Consider the following 15,992-nt stretch of genomic DNA (forward strand, 5'->3'; position numbering starts at 1 on the left):
CGCCAGCCCGGGCGGGCGATCTGTGGACAACGTCGCAGAGACCGCCCGCCTGTGGACGAGCGCCAGCCCTACTGGAGCGTCAGTGCGTACACCTCGAACCGGGGGTCGTTGGGCAGCGTGATCGACTGCAGCTGCTTGCCACCGTCGGTGGCCCCGTTGGCCGCGAACAGCTGAACCGGCGGACCGTCCACCCCGGAGCCACCCTTGATCCGGTGGTCCATCGCGATGGCGACGGTGTTGCCGTTGTGGCCGCTGCCGGCGGCCCAGTCGGTCAGGGCGACCGGCACGTTCGCCACGGAGCCGTCGGTGTAGGTCACGCGAAGGGCCGTCGACAAGTCACCGTTGTGGGTCGCTCCGATGAGTCGCACCTGTGAGCGCGCACCGGCCGGGACGAGGAGCGTCTGTCCTCTCGCCTCCACGAAGTTGGGCGTCGTCCCGAGAGCCGATGGGACGGCATACTCCACTCCGCCGTGCTTCCACGAGCCGGCGGCCGGGAGCAGCGCTCCGTCGAACGCCCAGCCGCTACCGTCGAAGTTGCCCTCGGTGGTCGCGGACACGGTTGCCGTGCCGTCATGGTTGCGCTCGGCGCCCAGGTCGACGGCGCACGGAGCCGCAGCGTTCGCGCACGTCAGCGGTTCCTTGAGCGTCACGGTCAGGGTGCGGACGACGTCGGGGACGCCCGGCGCTGACGCCGTGACGACGACCTGGTGGTCCCCGGCTGCGAGACCAGCGGGCAGGCCCAGCGTCACCGGAACGGACGCCGAGGCGGGCACACCGTTGCTCTTCAGCACGACGTCGGTGCTGGCCTTGGTGGCGCTCCAGCCCTCAGGGACAGCGACCGACACGCGAGTGGGCAGGCTCTTCTGCGCCTGTCCGACGAGGTCGACGACGAACCTGCCCGAGGTCGAACCAGTGCCCAGGACAAGGGGGTTGGGCCGCGCGGTCATGCTGAGACTCACCTTGGACGAGCCCTTGGAGGTCGACACGGACGGCGGCACGTCGGAGGGACGGGTACCCCACGAGCTGGGGGTGTCACCGACGACGTGCGAGATCTGGCCGCCCGACCGCAGTGCGTCCCAGCCGACCCAGCTCTTGGTCGTGCGCGAGCCGTTGACCGTCAGGGACTGGACGTAGCGGCGGTCGTCGGAGACGCCGGGTGCGGTGATGGTGAGCTTGCCGCCCTGTCGCGCGGTCCCCGTCTTCGGGGTGGCCACGGTGATGTCGGTGCGCTCGAACTGCGGGCTCGACACCACGAAGTAGTTCGCACCACTCATCGGCGGGTGGATGCCCCACGAGGACATGACGTACCACGCCGACATCGTGCCGAGGTCGTCGTTGCCGGTCATGCCGTCCGGTCCCGGGTTGAACAGCGTGTATGCCGCCCGTGCCACCGTCGCGGTCTTGGAGGGCTCCCGGACCCACGCGTACATGTAGGGGGCCAGGAGGTCGGGCTCGTTGTTGGGGTTGTAGGTCGGCTTGGAGTAGTAGGCATACGTCGCCTCGATCCAGTCGTTGCGCACCGTGCCCTCGGGGTCGGTCAGCAGCTTGTCGTAGGCGAAGAAGTCGTCGAGGCGCTCGGACGCCTTCTCCTGGCCGCCCATCAGCTTGACGAGGTCGGCCGGGTCCTGCGGCACGAGCCACTGGTACTGGTACGCCCCACCCTCGTGGAAGGCGTGCGACGCCTCCACCGGGTCGTAGGGGTCGAGCCAGGTGCCGTCCTCGAGACGCGGGCGGAACGTGCCGGTCGTGGAGTCGAAGAGGTTGCGGTAAGCTCCGTCCTCGCTCGTCGAACATCGCGGCGTCGGCGGTCTTGCCGAGGCCCTTGGCCATCTGTGCCAGCGACGCGTCAGCAACGGCGTACTCGAGGGTCGCCGACGCGGGGTGGACGCAGTCGTTGTCGCCTCCGTGGTGCACGCAGTCGGTGCCGAGCTCGAGGCCGAACGGGATGTAGCCGAGCTTCTCGTAGTAGTGCTGTCCGCTGCGTCCGTTGAACTGGCTGTCCACCGGCGGTCGCTCGGTGGCGTTCTGCCTCAGCAGGGCATAGGCCTCGGCCTCGTGGCCGGCGAGGAAGCCCTTGGACCAGCCCTCGACGAGGAAGGGCGTGACGGGGTCACCGGTCATGATGTTGGTCTCGCTGTTGGCCAGGGCCCAGCGGGGCAGCCAGCCACCCTCACGACCGATGGCGAGGATCGACAGGTAGGAGTCTCGCGCGACATCGGGCTCGAGGATCTCGAGCAGCTGGTTCTGCGGTCGGTAGGTGTCCCACAGCGAGAAGTTCTGGCGAGCGGTCCAGCCGTCGCTCGTGTGGATCTTGCCGTCCCAGCCGAAGTACTTGCCGTCGACGTCCTCGGCGAGGTTCGGGTGGAGCAGTGCGTGGTAGAGCGAGGAGTAGTAGGCCGTGCGGCGAGCGGACGTCCCTCCCGTGATCCGCGCCTTGCCGAGCTGGCTCTCCCATCGCTGGGTGAGCGCGGCGCGGGTGGCGTCGAAGTCGAAGGACGACCCCGTCTCCGCAGCGAGGTTCGCCCGGGCACCGGGCACGCCGGTGTAGCGCAGCCCGACCTTGAGGGTGCTGCTCGTCGTCCCCGCAGGGAACGTCACCCAGGCACCGTTGCCGCCGCGGACGGTGGAGGCGTCACGATCTCCCGGCGTGCGGGTCGACCCGGTCCAGGTCCCGAAGCTCTCGAACGGCTTCTCGAACTGGGCCGAGAAGTACATCGTGTGCTCGTCCTTGCCGGCGCAGAAGTTGCCGTTGTGGATGCGACCCTCGATCGTCCGGTCGCCGACGACGTGGATCTCGGAGTCGAAGACGGTGCTGTTGGCCTTGGCGGTGTTGAAGAGCACGTTGGCCTGCTGCCCCTGCGGGAAGGTGTAGCGCTGCCAGCCGGTGCGGTCGGTCGCGGTGAGCTCGGCGTCGATGTCGTACTTCGTGAGCCCCACCCGGTAGTAGCCCGGCGTCGCCTCTTCGTCGTCGTGGGTGAAACCGCTCCGGTATGCCGTGTGGTCGGTCGACGTGACCGCTCCCGTCGTCGGCATGACCGGGAGCTCGCCGACCACGGGACAGCCGACACCCGACAGGTGGGTCTGGCTGAATCCGTGGATGAACGACTGGGAGTAGTCGTAGCCACCCTCTCCCCCGGTGTCGGGGCTCACCTGCACCATCCCGAAGGGCGCACTCGCCCCGGGGAAGGTGTTCCCGTTGTCCTGCGTCCCGATGAAGGGGTTCACCTCGGCGGTGAGAGGCGTGGCGGCGGCTGCGGCTGGTAGGCCACCCGAGCCGCTGCTGGGCACGGCCACGCCGAGGGCGACGACGAGGCTGCCGGCCAGAGTCAGGGCAGACCTGGAGAGGATGCGGCGCATTGATGCTCCTTGTGGGGCGACGGTGATCCACGAGATGTGCGAGGTGTGACGTCTTCACCATCCGGGGCCCCGCTGACCGTGGTCAATCGCAGCGTCACCACTTGTCCGGTCAGGTCACGCCACCGGACAGACAAGACCTCCGCAGAGTGCCGGTGGACTCGTGGAACACTGCTGGGCATGAACGACCGCCTCGAGAACGGCGCACTGGCCGCACTTCTCGTCCTCACCCTGATCCTCGTGGGGTTCTCGCTGCGCAGCCGGGGTCCCGAGGCCGCGGCGCCGCAGACCTCGGGTTCGACGACGCCGTCCGGGACCACGGCACCGTCGCCGTCAACGTCCGCGTCGTCGAGCACCGGGGCGGGATCGGTCGTCTTCCTCGGAGACTCGGTCGCGGAGGGCAAGAGCGCCACGACCCGGGCAAAGCGCTGGACGAACCTCGTGGCGGCCGACCTCGGCCTCAAGGAGGTGAACCTCGGCCACGCCCGCACGGGCTACCTGCGCAAGGGGCCCGAGGGTTCGTGCGGCGACGCGGCCTGCCCGAACTTCGAGGGCATGGTCGAGGAGGTCGTGAAGGCAAAGCCCTCCGCCGTCGTCGTCACAGGTGGCGGCAACGACGCCGGCCTCCCCACCGAGGACTTCTCGCAGGCCGTCAGCGACACCCTCGGCGACCTCAAGAAGGCGCTGCCGCAGGCGAAGATCTACGTGGTCAACCCGTGGTGGGACCTGCGCCCGGTGCCGGAGTCACTGACGGCCCAGACGTCCGCCGTCCGGGCTGCCGCGACGGCCGCCGGGGTCACCTATCTGGACACGAAGCAGCCGCTCGTCGACCAGCCCGATCTGATGGTCGCGGGCGGAACCAACCCCAACGATGCCGGGCACGCAGCCCTGGCCAAGGTCGTCTCCGAGGCCATCGGACAGACGGCAACCGGCTGACAGGCCGGTCCCCCTCCTCTAGGGTGGGCTAGAGAGTCATCGGGTCCTGCCCGGTCAGCGCAGGGCGCAGGTCGTGCGCCCGGGAAGTGAACGTCCACCATGCAACGGAGAAGGCTGTCGCGACTCGCGACAGGTGTGGCTGCGTCTGCGGCCTCCGTTGCGCTGACCTTCGGCTCGGCCGCTGCCGAGCCGGTCGACCCGGGCGCGACGACCCCGGTGGCCGAGCCCGCAGAGACGACCACGACGCCTCCCCCGACGACACCCCCGCCTACGACTCAGACGCCGACGCCGACGCCGACTCGGACCACGACGCCACCTCCAGCAACGCCCCGGCCGGGCACCACGCAGCCATCCACCACGACGTCGCCCACGGCGACCCCGCCGCCCGCGACCGACGCGCCCCCCACCCGCCCGGACCCGTATCCCGATCCCGACCCGACCCCGACGCCGCGCATGCCGTGGAACCCGCCCGCACCGGGTGAGTCCGATGACGGACCGCGGTCCTTCGACCCCGACAACCTGCTGACCACCACTGACCTGGCCCAGCAGGTCACCGCCGCCGACCAGATCTGGGCCCAGATCACCGCATCCAACACCGGTCTGTCGCTCGCCCTCAAGGAGCTGCAGGGTCTGGCCGCTCAGTCCAACGCCCTCCTTGAGTCGCTGACCGAGGCACGCGCCGCCGAGAAGACCGCGACGGCTTCGGCTGCCCAGGCCAAGATCGAGCTGGGCGTGCTCCAGGGGCGCCTGGACCGCGCCCGGGCCATCGTTCGCGAGTGGGCGTTCCAGGCCTACGCCGAGGGCGGCACCGGTGCCGAGATGCTCTCGATGCTCGACGCGATGGGCGCCGACGAGGCTGAGGTGGGCGACCCGCTGGGCGACCTGTCCTACCTCACCGACCAACGGGTGCGGGCCGTCGACGAGGTCCGGACCCTGACCGCCCGCCAGCGAGAGCTCACGACGAGCCGAGCTGCTGCCCAGAAGGTCGCCGTCGAGGCAGCAGCCAAGATCGTCCGCGAGAAGGCGTCACTCGACGCGCTGGTCAAGACCCAGCAGACCAAGCTGGCTGCGCTGCAGAAGTCACAGGCCGCCGACGTCGCCAAGGCAGGCCCGATCGCGGCATACCTCGTCGGAATCCAGACGCCTGAGGCCAAGGCGGCCTACGCCAAGCTGGCCAAGGTGCTCGGGTCCGCGCTCCCGACGGCGGGCGTGGTGAAGGCGTGCAGCACGGCCTCCGGCGCCTACCCCAACGGCATGTTCCCCACGTCGGCGCTCTGTCCCCTGTGGCAGGCGCCGGGCGAGATGCTGTCGCCCCGAGCCGCGGCCGCCTACAACGCCATGAGCATGGCCTACGCCAAGCAGACGGGCAGCCCGATCTGTGTCACCGACTCCTACCGCTCACTCAGCCAGCAGTACGTCACCAAGGCCAAGCGTGGGCGCTTCGCGGCTCGCCCCGGCACCAGCCGCCACGGGCTCGGCATGGCGCTCGACCTGTGCGGCGGCATCAACAACTTCGGCTCCCCCGCCCACCTGTGGATGAAGCAGAACGCTCCGCTCTACGGCTGGTTCCACCCCAGCTGGGCGGGTCCTTCCGGCGCCACACCGGAGCCCTGGCACTGGGAGTACGCAGGCTGAGTAGACGTACTCGCCCGCTCACCCCTTCCGGTGTGCCACAGTTCGGCTCATGACGACGCAGTCGGCCACGGTCACCGCCGAGGAGTACTCCAGCAACGCGCCCTACCAGCGCCCCTGGTACTGGTACGACTGGGCGAACTCCGCCTTCGTGACGACCACGGCCACGGTGCTGTTCGGGCCCTACCTCACGTCGATCGCGACGGAGGCTGCCTGCCCGGGACTGGCCGAGGGTGCGGACTGCACGACCGACCTCAACGTGCTGGGGCTCCCCATCGACCCGGGCTCCCTGCACCCCTACACGGTCGGCCTGTCGACCTTCGTCGGTGCCCTGCTCCTCATCTTCGTGGGCGGGATCGCCGACCGGACGAAGAGGCCCGCGCGACTCATGGGCGCCTTTGCCGGTGTGGGCGCCGTCGCCGCCTCCCTCATGTTCTTCGTCGAGGGCACCAACTGGCAGCTCGGCGTGCTGCTGCTCATGATCGCCAGCATCTGCCTCGGAGCCTCGCTCGTCGTCTATGACGCGATCCTCGTCCGCATCTGCCACCCGGACGACCGCGACAAGGTGTCCTCGCGCGGGTGGGCCTTGGGCTACCTCGGCGGTGGGCTGCTGCTCGCCGTGAACTTCCTCATGCTGAGCAACGAGGAGACCTTCGGCGGAACCGGGCAGGCGGTCCGGATCAGCATGCTCATGGCCGGGCTGTGGTGGGGGCTGTTCAGCCTCATCCCGGTCCTGGGGATGTGGCAGATGCGTGGCGTCGAGCGACCGGTCGTCGCGGCGAAGGCCGGTGTGGTCGGGGGCACCTTCCGCCAGCTCAAGGACACGTTCAAGCACCTCCTCGGGCTGCCCCAGACCTTGCTCTTCCTCGTCGCCTACATGTTCTTCAACGACGGCATCCAGACGGTCATCGGCCAGTCCAGCCTCTATGGCACGGCCGAGCTGGGCTTCTCCGAGACCACCATGCTCACCCTCTTCCTCATGGTGCAGTTCGTGGCCTTCGGCGGTGCGCTCATCTTTGGCCAGGTCGCTCGCCGGCTCGGTGCCTGGCGGACGGTGCTGTGGGGCATCGGCATGTGGGTGCTCGTCATCATCTCGGCCTTCTTCGTCCCCGAGAAGGCGCTGGGGGCCCTCTTCGCGCTCGGCATCGGCATCGGGCTCGTCATGGGCGGCACCCAGGCACTGAGTCGCTCGATGTACTCGCAGCTGGTCCCCCGGGACCGCGAGGCCGAGTTCTTCAGCCTCTACCAGGCGCTCGAGCGCGGAACGAGCTGGTTCGGTGCGGTGATCTTCGGTGTCGTGCACCAGATCACCGACTCCTACCGCCCGGCCATCCTCGCCCTGGTCGTCTTCTTCGTGCTCGGTGGGGTCCTGCTGGCCAGGGTCGACATGCCCCGGGGCATCCGCGAGGCCGGCAACGAGGTGCCGGCGGTCGTCTGAGTCCGCTAGACTGATCTGTCGCGCCGAAAGGGCGTGATTCCGGTCACAGGGGGACCTGCGCCTCGCACGGCGGCAGCGACGTCATCGCTGATCCCGGAACAACGGCGGATGCTCAGCCGTTTCATCTGTGACACCCGGCGCAGCACATCCGCCGGGATCCACGAAATTCGTTGGGAGACACCCCATGGCAGAACGCAGCCTGCGCGGCAGCCGACTCGGCGCCCTCAGCATGGAGACGGACGAGAACGTCGTCCCGAGCGAGCGTCAGATCACCACCTACCTGTGCCCCCAGGGCCACCGCATCGAGCTTCCGTTCTCGATCGAGGCCGAGATCCCGGCCGTCTGGGAGTGCCGCTGTGGTGAGGAGGCCAAGCTTCCAGGGCGGTGGCCCTGAGCCCGAGCCGAAGCCGGTGAAGCCGGCCCGGACCCACTGGGACATGCTGCTCGAGCGTCGCTCCATCCCCGAGCTCGAGGAGCTCCTCGAGGAGCGCCTGCTCCTCCTGCGCGCGTCGCGCGGTGAGAAGCCGGGCAAGAAGAAGTCCGCCTGAGGGTCTTCACCCACAGACGCCGTATGCCGTGTGCCCACGAGGGCACACGGCATACGTGCGTCTTGGACCACCACGGGTGTGAACGCCACGGGCAGGTATGCCGCGCGGCTCGCTCAGTCGATGACCTCGCCACGGATCGTGCCCTGCGCACCAGGGGACGACTGGCCGCCGCCGGGGAAGGGCACCCGGACGAGGACCCGGCTCGCGATGAACGCCTCGAGCAGGCGCCGCGCGAAGCCGCGGGTGAAGGGCAGGACGAAGAACAGCCCGATGACGTCGCTGACGAATCCGGGCAGCAGCAGGAATGCGCCACCGATGAGGACGAGCACCCCGTCGGCGATCTCGCGGCTCGGCATCCGGCCGGTCTGCGAGGCCTCACGCAGGGCCTTCCAGGTGCGGCCTCCTTCGCGACGCACGAGCCACGTGCCGAGGATCGTCAGGAGCATCAGCGCGAGGATCGTCCAGCCCAGGCCGATGGTCCTGCCGACGGCGACGAGGACGGCGATCTCGATGACCGGTGCCAGGACGAGGCCGAAGAGGACGAAGGTGAGCCAGCGGGGGCGCTTCTGCCGTCTCGCGTAGGGCGTGGAACCGATCGGGTGGGTCACAACTGGTGCCAACGCTCTCGGCCTCCGAGCCGTTCCCGCACCTGGTCGGCCCGCCGCTGCACTCCCCAGACCGTGATCCGCCCCAGGGACTCACGCACGATGCTCTGGTCCATCTTGGACTCGCCGTGCTCGCGCTCGACGAAGGTGATGGGGACCTCCACGACGACCAGGCCGGCCAGGACGGCCCGGCGGGTGAGGTCGACCTGGAAGCAGTAGCCGGCCGACTCGACGCTGCCGAGGTCGAGCCGGCGCAGCGCGTCGGTGCGGTAGACGCGGTAGCCCGCCGTGGCGTCGTGGACGCGCATGCCGAGCAGCAGCCGGGTGTAGATGTTGCCGCCGACGCTGAGGACCTTGCGGTGCGTGGGCCAGTTGACGACGGAGCCTCCGGGCACCCATCGGGACCCGATGACGAGGTCGGCGTCCTCGGCGGCCACGAGGAGCCGGCGCAGGTCCTCGGGTCGATGGGACCCGTCGGCGTCCATCTCGACGAGCGCGTCGTATCCGTGCTCGAGCGCCCAGGCAAAACCGTGGAGGTATGCCGCTCCCAGACCTTCCTTGCCGGCCCGGTGCAGGACGTGGACCTGGTCATCGGCCTCGGCGAGCTCGTCGGCCAGCTGACCCGTGCCGTCGGGCGAGTTGTCGTCGAGGACGCAGACGTCGACCTCCGGGACGGCACGCCGGACGCGCTCGAGGATCGTCGGCAGGTTCTCGCGCTCGTTGTAGGTCGGGATGAGCACGACAACGCGGTCGAGAGGGGGACGCTCAGTCAACGTGATCCTTCGTGGGTGGCGTCGAAACGGGTCGCCCGACCCTATCCCGTCGACCCCGCAGACCTGCGGCAACGACGAACGCGAGGAGCGCGACGGCGCCGAGGCGCTCCGGCCATGGACCGAGCTGGTCGGAGACGGTCCGGTTCGTGCGGATCGTCACGGGGGCGACCCGCTGCTCGGCGGTGAAGAGACCGGTCTTGCCGGTGACGGAGCCGTCGGGGGCGATGAACCCGGAGACGCCGACCGTCGACACGTGCGCCACCGAGCGGCCGTGCTCGATGGCGCGGATGCGGGAGATGGCGAACTGCTGCTCGGACTCGGCGGTGTAGCCGAACGTGGCGTTGTTGGTCTGGACCAGGATGAGGCTCGCGTCCTTGCCCGGCTGGGTCACGGAGTCGCGCATCAGGCCGTCGTAGGCCACCTCGAAGCAGATGGTCGGGAGCGCCCAGTAGGCACCTGACGGGCCGTCGACCCGGAAGGCGCCGAGCTCGGTCCCCTTGGCGAAGTCCTTGGTGACGAGGTCGACCTTGTCGCTGAAGGTGCGGAAGAAGGACCGGTAGGGGATGTACTCGGCGAAGGGGACGGGGTGGTTCTTGACGTAGCGCTCGGGCTCCCCTCCCCCGGGCCGGTAGAAGAGCGAGACGTTGGAGACCTGGGGCTGCGGCTCCTGCAGGACGGCACCGACGATGACCGGCACGCCCACCGCGCTCACCGCCCGCTGCACCTGGGCCGCCGCGTCGGGGTTGCGGATGGGGTCGATGTCCGAGGCGTTCTCGGGCCAGACGACGAGGCTGAGGTCCTCGGGCGCCTTGTCCGCCACCGCTTCGGTGCCGCGCACGTGGTTGTCGAGCACGGCGCGACGCTCGGCGTTGAAGTCGAGCCCGGCCCGCGGGACGTTGCCCTGGACCAGGGCGACCGTAACCTGTCGCCCCTCTGTTGGTGGCGTCAGCAGGGAAGAGAACGCGACCCAGACGACGGTCGTCACGGCGATCAGGGCGGACTCACGCCGGTTCTTCCGGAGGCTGACGGCAGCCATCAGGAGCTGGGTGCCGACGACGGCGACGGCAAGGGTCACGCCGGGAGCGCCGAGCCACTGCGCGTGGTTGGCCAGCGGGCTGTCGGCCTGGCTGAAGGCGAGCCGGGCCCAGGGGAACCCGCCGAACGGCGTCGTCCCGCGGGCCAGCTCCTGGCCGACCCACGCGAGCGGCACCACGGCATACACGCTGTCACCCCAACGAGGATGGAGCCGCTGGCCGACGAAGCCGACCACGGCGCACATCGCCCCGAAGTAGAGCGCCTCGAGGGTGGCCAGGGCGAACCAGGGGAACCTGCCGACGTAGACGCCGGACCACGACAGCACCGGGACGAAGAACGCCCAGCCGGCGACCAGACCGAGCACGAATCCGCGTCGTCCGCCGACGTCGATCGTCACGGCACCGAGGAGCGCGACGGCGACCGGCGCGAGCCACCAGAGGTTGTGCTCGGGGAAGGCCAGCCACAGCATGATCCCGGCGAGGAGCGCACCGGCGAGGCGCACGGCATACGGGATCTTCAGTGGCACGCAGCCACCGTAGGTCACGGACCTCAGCGCGGCGGCACCACCACGACACCACGGGCCGTCGTGGCCACGATCGGCGGGTCGAGGACGTCTGCGGCGGACTCCCCCCGCTCGGGGTTGCCACGGGCGACGACCCGCACGGCGAACTCCATCTCGCGGCTGCGGGTGCCGACCCGGACGAGGGTGGCCGCGATCTCGATGCAGTCGCCGGCGCGGACGGGCGCGAGGAACTGGACGTCGCTGTAGGACGCGAAGAGTCCCTCGTCGCCGTCGGTGACGATGCACATCTCGGTGGCGACGTCACCGAAGGCGGCGAGCGAGTAGGCGCCGTCGACGAGGTTGCCGGCGTAGTGGGCGTGGCTGTAGGGCACGTAGCGACGGTGCGTGACCGTCGTGCCGGTGGGGTCGTCGCGTTCGGTCATGGTGCTCATGCTCCCTTGGTCTGGCGGTCGGCGGGGCGCTGCGCGACGAGGGCGTGGACGAGGTAGCTGGCGACCTCACCGGGCGTCGTTCCCCGTCCGAAGATGCGGTCGACGCCGAGGCTGCCTGCCGAACCCTCCTCGAACCGGGGCCCGCCCACGACGAGCAGCGGCACCTTGCCGGCCGGGAAGGCCTCACGGAAGGCCGCAGACATCGCCGTCGTATTGTGGATGTGCGCGTCGCGCTGGGTGACGACCTGGCTCACGAGGACGGCGTCGGCCTTCTCCTCGCGGGCGCGCTCGACGAGCTCGGGGACGAGGACCTGCGCGCCGAGGTTCACGACCTTGATCTCGCGGTGGTACTCGAGGCCCTTCTCCCCCGCGAAGCCCTTGATGTTGAGGATCGCGTCGATGCCGACCGTGTGCGCGTCGGTGCCGATGCAGGCGCCGACGACGACGAGCTTGCGGCGCAGGTGCTTCTTGATCGCGGTGTTGATCTCCTTGCCGGAGAGGAGCGGGAACTCGCGTTCGACGACCTCGACGAGTCCGGGCTCGACGAGGTGCTTGACCGAGCCGTAGACGACGAAGAAGGTGAAGCCCTCACCGATGGGCTTGCTGTGCACGACGATGGCCGGCTCGATGCCCATCTTGCCGGCGAGCTGGAGGGCTGCCCCCTCGGCCCGCTTGCCGCTCAGCATGGGCAGCGTGAAGGAGACCTGGACCATCCCGTCACCGGTCTGGTCGCCGTAGGGACGGATGACCTTGGGCAAGTCAGGGACGCTCATCGCGTGGCTCCTGTCTCGAGGAGGGTGATGGCGGGGTTGTCGTAGCCCGCCGCGCGCAGAACGACCCCGTCGAGGCCCTTGCCTGCGGTGGCCGGGCGCTTCATCTCGCCGAAGGTTCCGTCGGCGATGGCTTCGAGCAGCGGCGCCTTGCCGGGCTCGTCGGTGATCTGCTGGAGGAGGTCGATCGCCTCGCCGAGCACGTGCCGGGCGCGCGTCTGGATGTAGCCGTCACGTGGCGGGTGGAAGTCCTCGGTGAGTCCCCCGGCCGCGCCCAGGACGTAGCGGACGTTCTGGAGCGCGATGTCGCGGTCCGAGATCCACGGCGTCACCACGGCCTCGGTCATCATCCCGACGAGGAGGATGCCCTGGCCGGTGAGCGCGCCGACGAGGTTGAAGAAGCCGTCGAGCAGGTTGCCCTTGAAGACGTCGCCGGTCATGTGCTTCGTCGGCGGCATCCACTTCAGGGGCGCGTCGGGGAAGAGCGTGCGGGCGAGCAGTGCGTGGGCGAGCTCGGTCCGGAACGAGTCGGGCAGGTCGGGGTTGATCTCGAAGGCGTGGCCCAGGCCCAGCTGCCAGTCCTCGAGGCCGGCCTCCTTGGCGAAGTACTCGTTGAGGAGCTGGCTCACCGTGACCGTGTGCGCGGCCTCGACGGCGTCGCTCGTCGTGAGGTAGTTGTCCTCACCGGTGTTGATGATGATGCCTGCGCGGGCGTGGACCTGGCGGCTGAAGCGCTGGTCGACGAAGGTGCGGATCGGGTTGATGTCGCGGAAGAGGATGCCGTACATCGAGTCGTTGAGCATCATGTCGAGCCGCTCCATGCCGGCGAGCGCCGCGATCTCTGGCATGCACAGCCCGGACGCGTAGTTGGTCAGCCGGATGTAGCGACCGACCTCCTTGCTCGTCTCGTCGAGAGCGGCCCGCATGAGCCGGAAGTTCTCCTGGGTGGCGTACGTGCCGGCATACCCCTCGCGGGTCGCACCCTCGGGCACGTAGTCGAGGAGCGACTGTCCCGTGGAGCGGATGACGGCGATGACGTCCGCCCCCTCGCGGGCCGCCGCCTGGGCCTGCGGGATGTCCTCGTAGATGTCGCCGGTGGCGACGATGAGGTAGATCCACGGCCGCTGCTTGGGGTCACCGTGGCGCTTGACGAGCCGGTCACGCGCGGCGCGCTGCTTGTCAATCGTGCGTATGCCGCCCGCCACCGCCTGCCGTGACTGCCTGGCTGCCGCTGTGGCGTCCTTGCCCTCCGGCACGCGGAAGTCCACCGAACGGCTGCTCGCCATCTGGGCGAGGGTCAGCAGGTCCGGAGCAGCACCACGGCGCAGGGCGTCCCAGACGGGCAGGGTCACACCGTGCTCGAGCCCGGCGCTCTCGCGGACGGCGTCGACGAGGTGGTTGACCCACGGGACGCGGTCGTGGTCGGCGCCGCCGAGTCCGGCGAGTCGCAGGGTGGCGCGCTCGACCGAGACGGTGGTGTGACGGTTGGCGATGTCGACGACCGGCTTGCCGACCTTGCGCGCGAGGGAGCGGGCGCGCCGGACGTCGGCCTTGTCGAGCTCGAGAAGGGGTGGGGTACGCGAAGACACGCGGCAAATCTAGCAGCGAGAGAGAGGACTTCCGGCCCACCACGCGCTGGACCGCAAATCCTCCCCTTCGGCGGAGGACGCGCGCGGCGTTGGCCCAGATGCACGTGTCGGTGCACCTTCCTAGAGTTCCCCGCATGAGAGTGCTGAGCGGACGCGAGCTCAACCGGGCGCTGCTGGCCCGCAACCTGCTGCTCGAACGGTCGACCCTGGACGTCGTCGCCGCCACCGAGCATCTCGTCGGGTTGCAGGCCCAGGAGCCGCAGGAGCCCTACGTCGGCCTCTTCTCGCGGCTCGTCGACCTCGACCCGACGGCTGCGAGCGATCTGCTGGAGAGCCGCCGCGTCGTCCGGACGCTGATGATGCGGCGCACCATCCACCTGCTCAGTGCCGCCGACTGTCTTGGTCTGCGGGCCCTGCACCAGCCGATGCTGGAGCAGCGCATGCGTGGTGTTCTGCGGACCCGACTCGTCGGGGTCGACGAGGAGGAGCTGCGCGAGGCAGGCACCCCCCTCTTCGAGGGTGAGGCGAGACAGCTGGCGGAGGCAGGACGCGCGCTGGCGGATCGCTGGCCGGACGCCGTCGCTCGAGACCTCGGTGATGCGCTGAGCTCGCTCGTGCCGCTCGTCCAGGTGCCGCCGCGTGGGCTGTGGCGTCAGGCTGGTCCGGCCAGGAACACGACGATCCGCACCTGGCTCGGGCAGGACGTGCCCACCACCGGCGGGTCGGGTGCGACCGACGCCGAGAGCCTGGTGCTTCGCTACCTGCGTGCCTACGGCCCGGCAGCAAGCGCAGACGTCAGGTCGTGGTCGGGACTCGCCGGCCTACCGGCGGCGATCAAGAACCTCATGCCCGACCTGATGACCTACCGCGACGAGCGAGGGCGGCTCCTCCTCGACGTTCCCGACGGACTCCTCCCCGATCCGGACAGTCCCGCTCCCCCGCGGTTCCTCCCCGCCTTCGACAACGCGGTGCTCGGCTACGACGACCGCTCGCGGATCATCGATGACGTCGACAAGGGGCTGAGCATCATGGGTGCCCGCTACCTGCTCGTCGACGGTCGGGTCCGGGCGACGTGGACGACGCGCGTCGACGACGACGCGACCACCGTCCTCGTCATCACTCCTCTGGGCGGGCTCACCCGGGAGCAGGCCGGTGACGACGTGGACGCCGAGGCCGAGCGGCTCCTCGCGTTCCTCGCACCGGGTGGCGACCACCGCATCGAGTGGGCCGCCGCTGCCTGACCGCGGCGGTCAGTCCGTGAGCCGGCCCTCGAAGAGCTCGCGGACCGCGGCGTTGCCGCGGAGGAGCTCGAGCGCGTATGCCGCGTGGCCGGGTACGTAGCCGTTGCCCACCAGCATCGTCACGTCGGCGGCCAGGCCCTCGGCCCCCAGTGCGGCGGCGGCGAAGTTCGTCGCCATCGAGAAGAAGATGACCGTGCCGCCCTCGGCGGTCGCGAGGATCGCCGGCTGCTCACACCCGGTGACGTCGACACAGACGACCGTGAGGTCGGCCGGGCCGCCGGCGGCGGCGAGCGCCTCGGAGAGTCCGATCGGGCTGCGGGCGTCGGCGACGACGACGGAAGTGGCCAGACCCGTGCCGTCGAGGAGGGCAGCCTCGGCCTCGTCACGGACGACCGCGACCCGGCGGGTCGCGCCGGCGTCGGCCGCAGCAGCCAGTGAGAGCGAGCCCGACTTGCCCGCTCCGCCGAGCACGACGACGGACGGTCCGTCCGCGGAGCTGGTGGCGGGATCGGACGGCGGGCGGGCGGCATACCCGCGCACTGTCCTGGAGACGAGTGCAGGCGCGCCGCAGACGTCCATGACCATGAGCGCGAGCTCGGGCGACAGGTCCTCGGGCAGCTTCGCGGCGATGGAGCGGCCGAAGAGGATCGCGTGCCCCTGAGCAGGCACCCGCTCCCCCGAGCCGTCCCATCGCTGGAGCCCGTCGGTGATGGCGAGCGGCGTGAGCGACAGGGAGACGAGGGTCGCCACGCGGTCTCCGGCAACCAGTCCGAGCGTCGAGTCCGGACCTACCTCGGCGACCGTGCCGATGAGCATGCCGCCACTGCCGGTGACCGGGTTCTGCATCTTGCCCCGCTCCCCCACGATCTCGAGGACCTCGCGTCGGATGGCCGCGCCGTCGCCGCCGTGCTTGTCATGGAGCTGCCGGTAGGACGCCGCGTCGAGGTTGAGCGTCTCGATGTCGATGCGCACCTCGTCGGGCCAGATCTCCGGTCGTGCGTCCAGGACACGCGCGGCCTGGGGCAGTGACTCGCCGGCCGGGTCGAGGACGCGGTGCACCCCGAACGGCGAGCTCGTCGTGCTCACCATGGACGTTCCACGCACGGGAAGTTCTCCT

General features: G+C 69.9%; 12 protein-coding genes and 2 pseudogenes. 5 read left to right on the top strand and 9 right to left on the bottom strand.

From position 1 onward, the window contains the following. Positions 1 to 68: 68 nt before the first annotated feature. Positions 69 to 1,853: a glycoside hydrolase domain-containing protein gene (locus ACZZ98_RS17575; protein ID WP_463517451.1), complete on the bottom strand. Its 1,785-nt coding sequence runs from the start codon at positions 1,851 to 1,853 to the stop codon at positions 69 to 71. After that, a pseudogene (locus ACZZ98_RS17580) lies at positions 1,834 to 3,357 on the bottom strand (GH92 family glycosyl hydrolase); the annotation flags it as partial. The gene ACZZ98_RS17575 and the pseudogene ACZZ98_RS17580, both read right to left, overlap by 20 nt. Positions 3,358 to 3,534: 177 nt before the next feature. Between ACZZ98_RS17580 and ACZZ98_RS17585 the strand changes: the two are divergent. The 4 genes and pseudogenes from ACZZ98_RS17585 (at position 3,535) to ACZZ98_RS17600 (ending at position 7,908) form a co-directional block, all read left to right on the top strand. Further along, a complete protein-coding gene (locus tag ACZZ98_RS17585; RefSeq protein ID WP_463517452.1) occupies positions 3,535 to 4,290 on the top strand; it encodes an SGNH/GDSL hydrolase family protein in 756 nt (251 codons plus the stop codon). A 135-nt stretch (positions 4,291 to 4,425) separates the two neighbouring features. After that, positions 4,426 to 5,925: a D-alanyl-D-alanine carboxypeptidase family protein gene (locus tag ACZZ98_RS17590; RefSeq protein ID WP_463517454.1), complete on the top strand. Its 1,500-nt coding sequence runs from the start codon at positions 4,426 to 4,428 to the stop codon at positions 5,923 to 5,925. A gap of 49 nt (positions 5,926 to 5,974) precedes the next feature. After that, positions 5,975 to 7,360: an MFS transporter gene (locus ACZZ98_RS17595; RefSeq protein WP_463517455.1), complete on the top strand. Its 1,386-nt coding sequence runs from the start codon at positions 5,975 to 5,977 to the stop codon at positions 7,358 to 7,360. A gap of 184 nt (positions 7,361 to 7,544) precedes the next feature. After that, positions 7,545 to 7,908, top strand: a pseudogene (locus tag ACZZ98_RS17600) (RNA polymerase-binding protein RbpA). A 113-nt stretch (positions 7,909 to 8,021) separates the two neighbouring features. Here ACZZ98_RS17600 and ACZZ98_RS17605 read toward each other — a convergent pair. From ACZZ98_RS17605 to kamD, 6 genes are read right to left on the bottom strand one after another with little or no spacing between them, the layout of a single operon-like run. Continuing rightward, positions 8,022 to 8,516 (bottom strand): FxsA family protein, encoded by a 495-nt coding sequence (locus tag ACZZ98_RS17605; protein WP_463517456.1) that lies wholly within the window; start codon positions 8,514 to 8,516, stop codon positions 8,022 to 8,024. Continuing rightward, positions 8,513 to 9,292, bottom strand: a complete 780-nt coding sequence (locus tag ACZZ98_RS17610; RefSeq protein WP_463517806.1) for a polyprenol monophosphomannose synthase — start codon at positions 9,290 to 9,292, stop codon at positions 8,513 to 8,515. The genes ACZZ98_RS17605 and ACZZ98_RS17610 overlap by 4 nt, the downstream gene beginning before the upstream one ends. Then, positions 9,279 to 10,847, bottom strand: a complete 1,569-nt coding sequence (gene lnt, locus ACZZ98_RS17615) for an apolipoprotein N-acyltransferase (protein ID WP_463517457.1) — start codon at positions 10,845 to 10,847, stop codon at positions 9,279 to 9,281. The genes ACZZ98_RS17610 and lnt overlap by 14 nt, the downstream gene beginning before the upstream one ends. 23 nt (positions 10,848 to 10,870) lie before the next feature. Continuing rightward, a complete protein-coding gene (kal, locus tag ACZZ98_RS17620; RefSeq protein WP_463517458.1) occupies positions 10,871 to 11,275 on the bottom strand; it encodes a 3-aminobutyryl-CoA ammonia lyase in 405 nt (134 codons plus the stop codon). Beyond that, the gene (gene kamE, locus ACZZ98_RS17625) at positions 11,272 to 12,048 is read right to left on the bottom strand and encodes a lysine 5,6-aminomutase subunit beta (protein ID WP_463517459.1); all 777 of its coding nucleotides are present in this window, start codon (positions 12,046 to 12,048) and stop codon (positions 11,272 to 11,274) included. Before kamE ends, kal begins: the two co-directional genes overlap by 4 nt. Beyond that, positions 12,045 to 13,634, bottom strand: coding sequence for a lysine 5,6-aminomutase subunit alpha (gene kamD / locus ACZZ98_RS17630; protein WP_463517460.1), 1,590 nt, complete (start codon positions 13,632 to 13,634; stop codon positions 12,045 to 12,047). Before kamD ends, kamE begins: the two co-directional genes overlap by 4 nt. Positions 13,635 to 13,768: 134 nt before the next feature. Between kamD and ACZZ98_RS17635 the strand changes: the two genes are divergently transcribed. Then, positions 13,769 to 14,875, top strand: coding sequence for a winged helix DNA-binding domain-containing protein (locus tag ACZZ98_RS17635; RefSeq protein WP_463517461.1), 1,107 nt, complete (start codon positions 13,769 to 13,771; stop codon positions 14,873 to 14,875). Positions 14,876 to 14,884: 9 nt separating this feature from the next. Here the strand turns inward: ACZZ98_RS17635 and kdd are convergent, their stop codons facing one another. Beyond that, positions 14,885 to 15,979 carry an L-erythro-3,5-diaminohexanoate dehydrogenase gene (kdd, locus tag ACZZ98_RS17640; RefSeq protein ID WP_463517462.1) on the bottom strand — a complete coding sequence of 365 codons (1,095 nt, stop codon included), beginning with the start codon at positions 15,977 to 15,979 and terminating at the stop codon, positions 14,885 to 14,887. Positions 15,980 to 15,992: the final 13 nt, after the last annotated feature.

This window comes from Knoellia sp. AC549 (assembly GCF_979258975.1).

Excerpts from the sequence above, each read along its gene's own strand:
- ACZZ98_RS17595 (WP_463517455.1), top strand. The coding sequence starts at position 5,975 with ATGACGACGCAGTCGGCCACGGTCACCGCCGAGGAGTACTCCAGCAAC.
- ACZZ98_RS17585 (WP_463517452.1), top strand. The coding sequence starts at position 3,535 with ATGAACGACCGCCTCGAGAACGGCGCACTGGCCGCACTTCTCGTCCTC.
- kal (WP_463517458.1), bottom strand. The coding sequence starts at position 11,275 with ATGAGCACCATGACCGAACGCGACGACCCCACCGGCACGACGGTCACG.
- ACZZ98_RS17635 (WP_463517461.1), top strand. The coding sequence starts at position 13,769 with ATGAGAGTGCTGAGCGGACGCGAGCTCAACCGGGCGCTGCTGGCCCGC.
- kamE (WP_463517459.1), bottom strand. The coding sequence starts at position 12,048 with ATGAGCGTCCCTGACTTGCCCAAGGTCATCCGTCCCTACGGCGACCAG.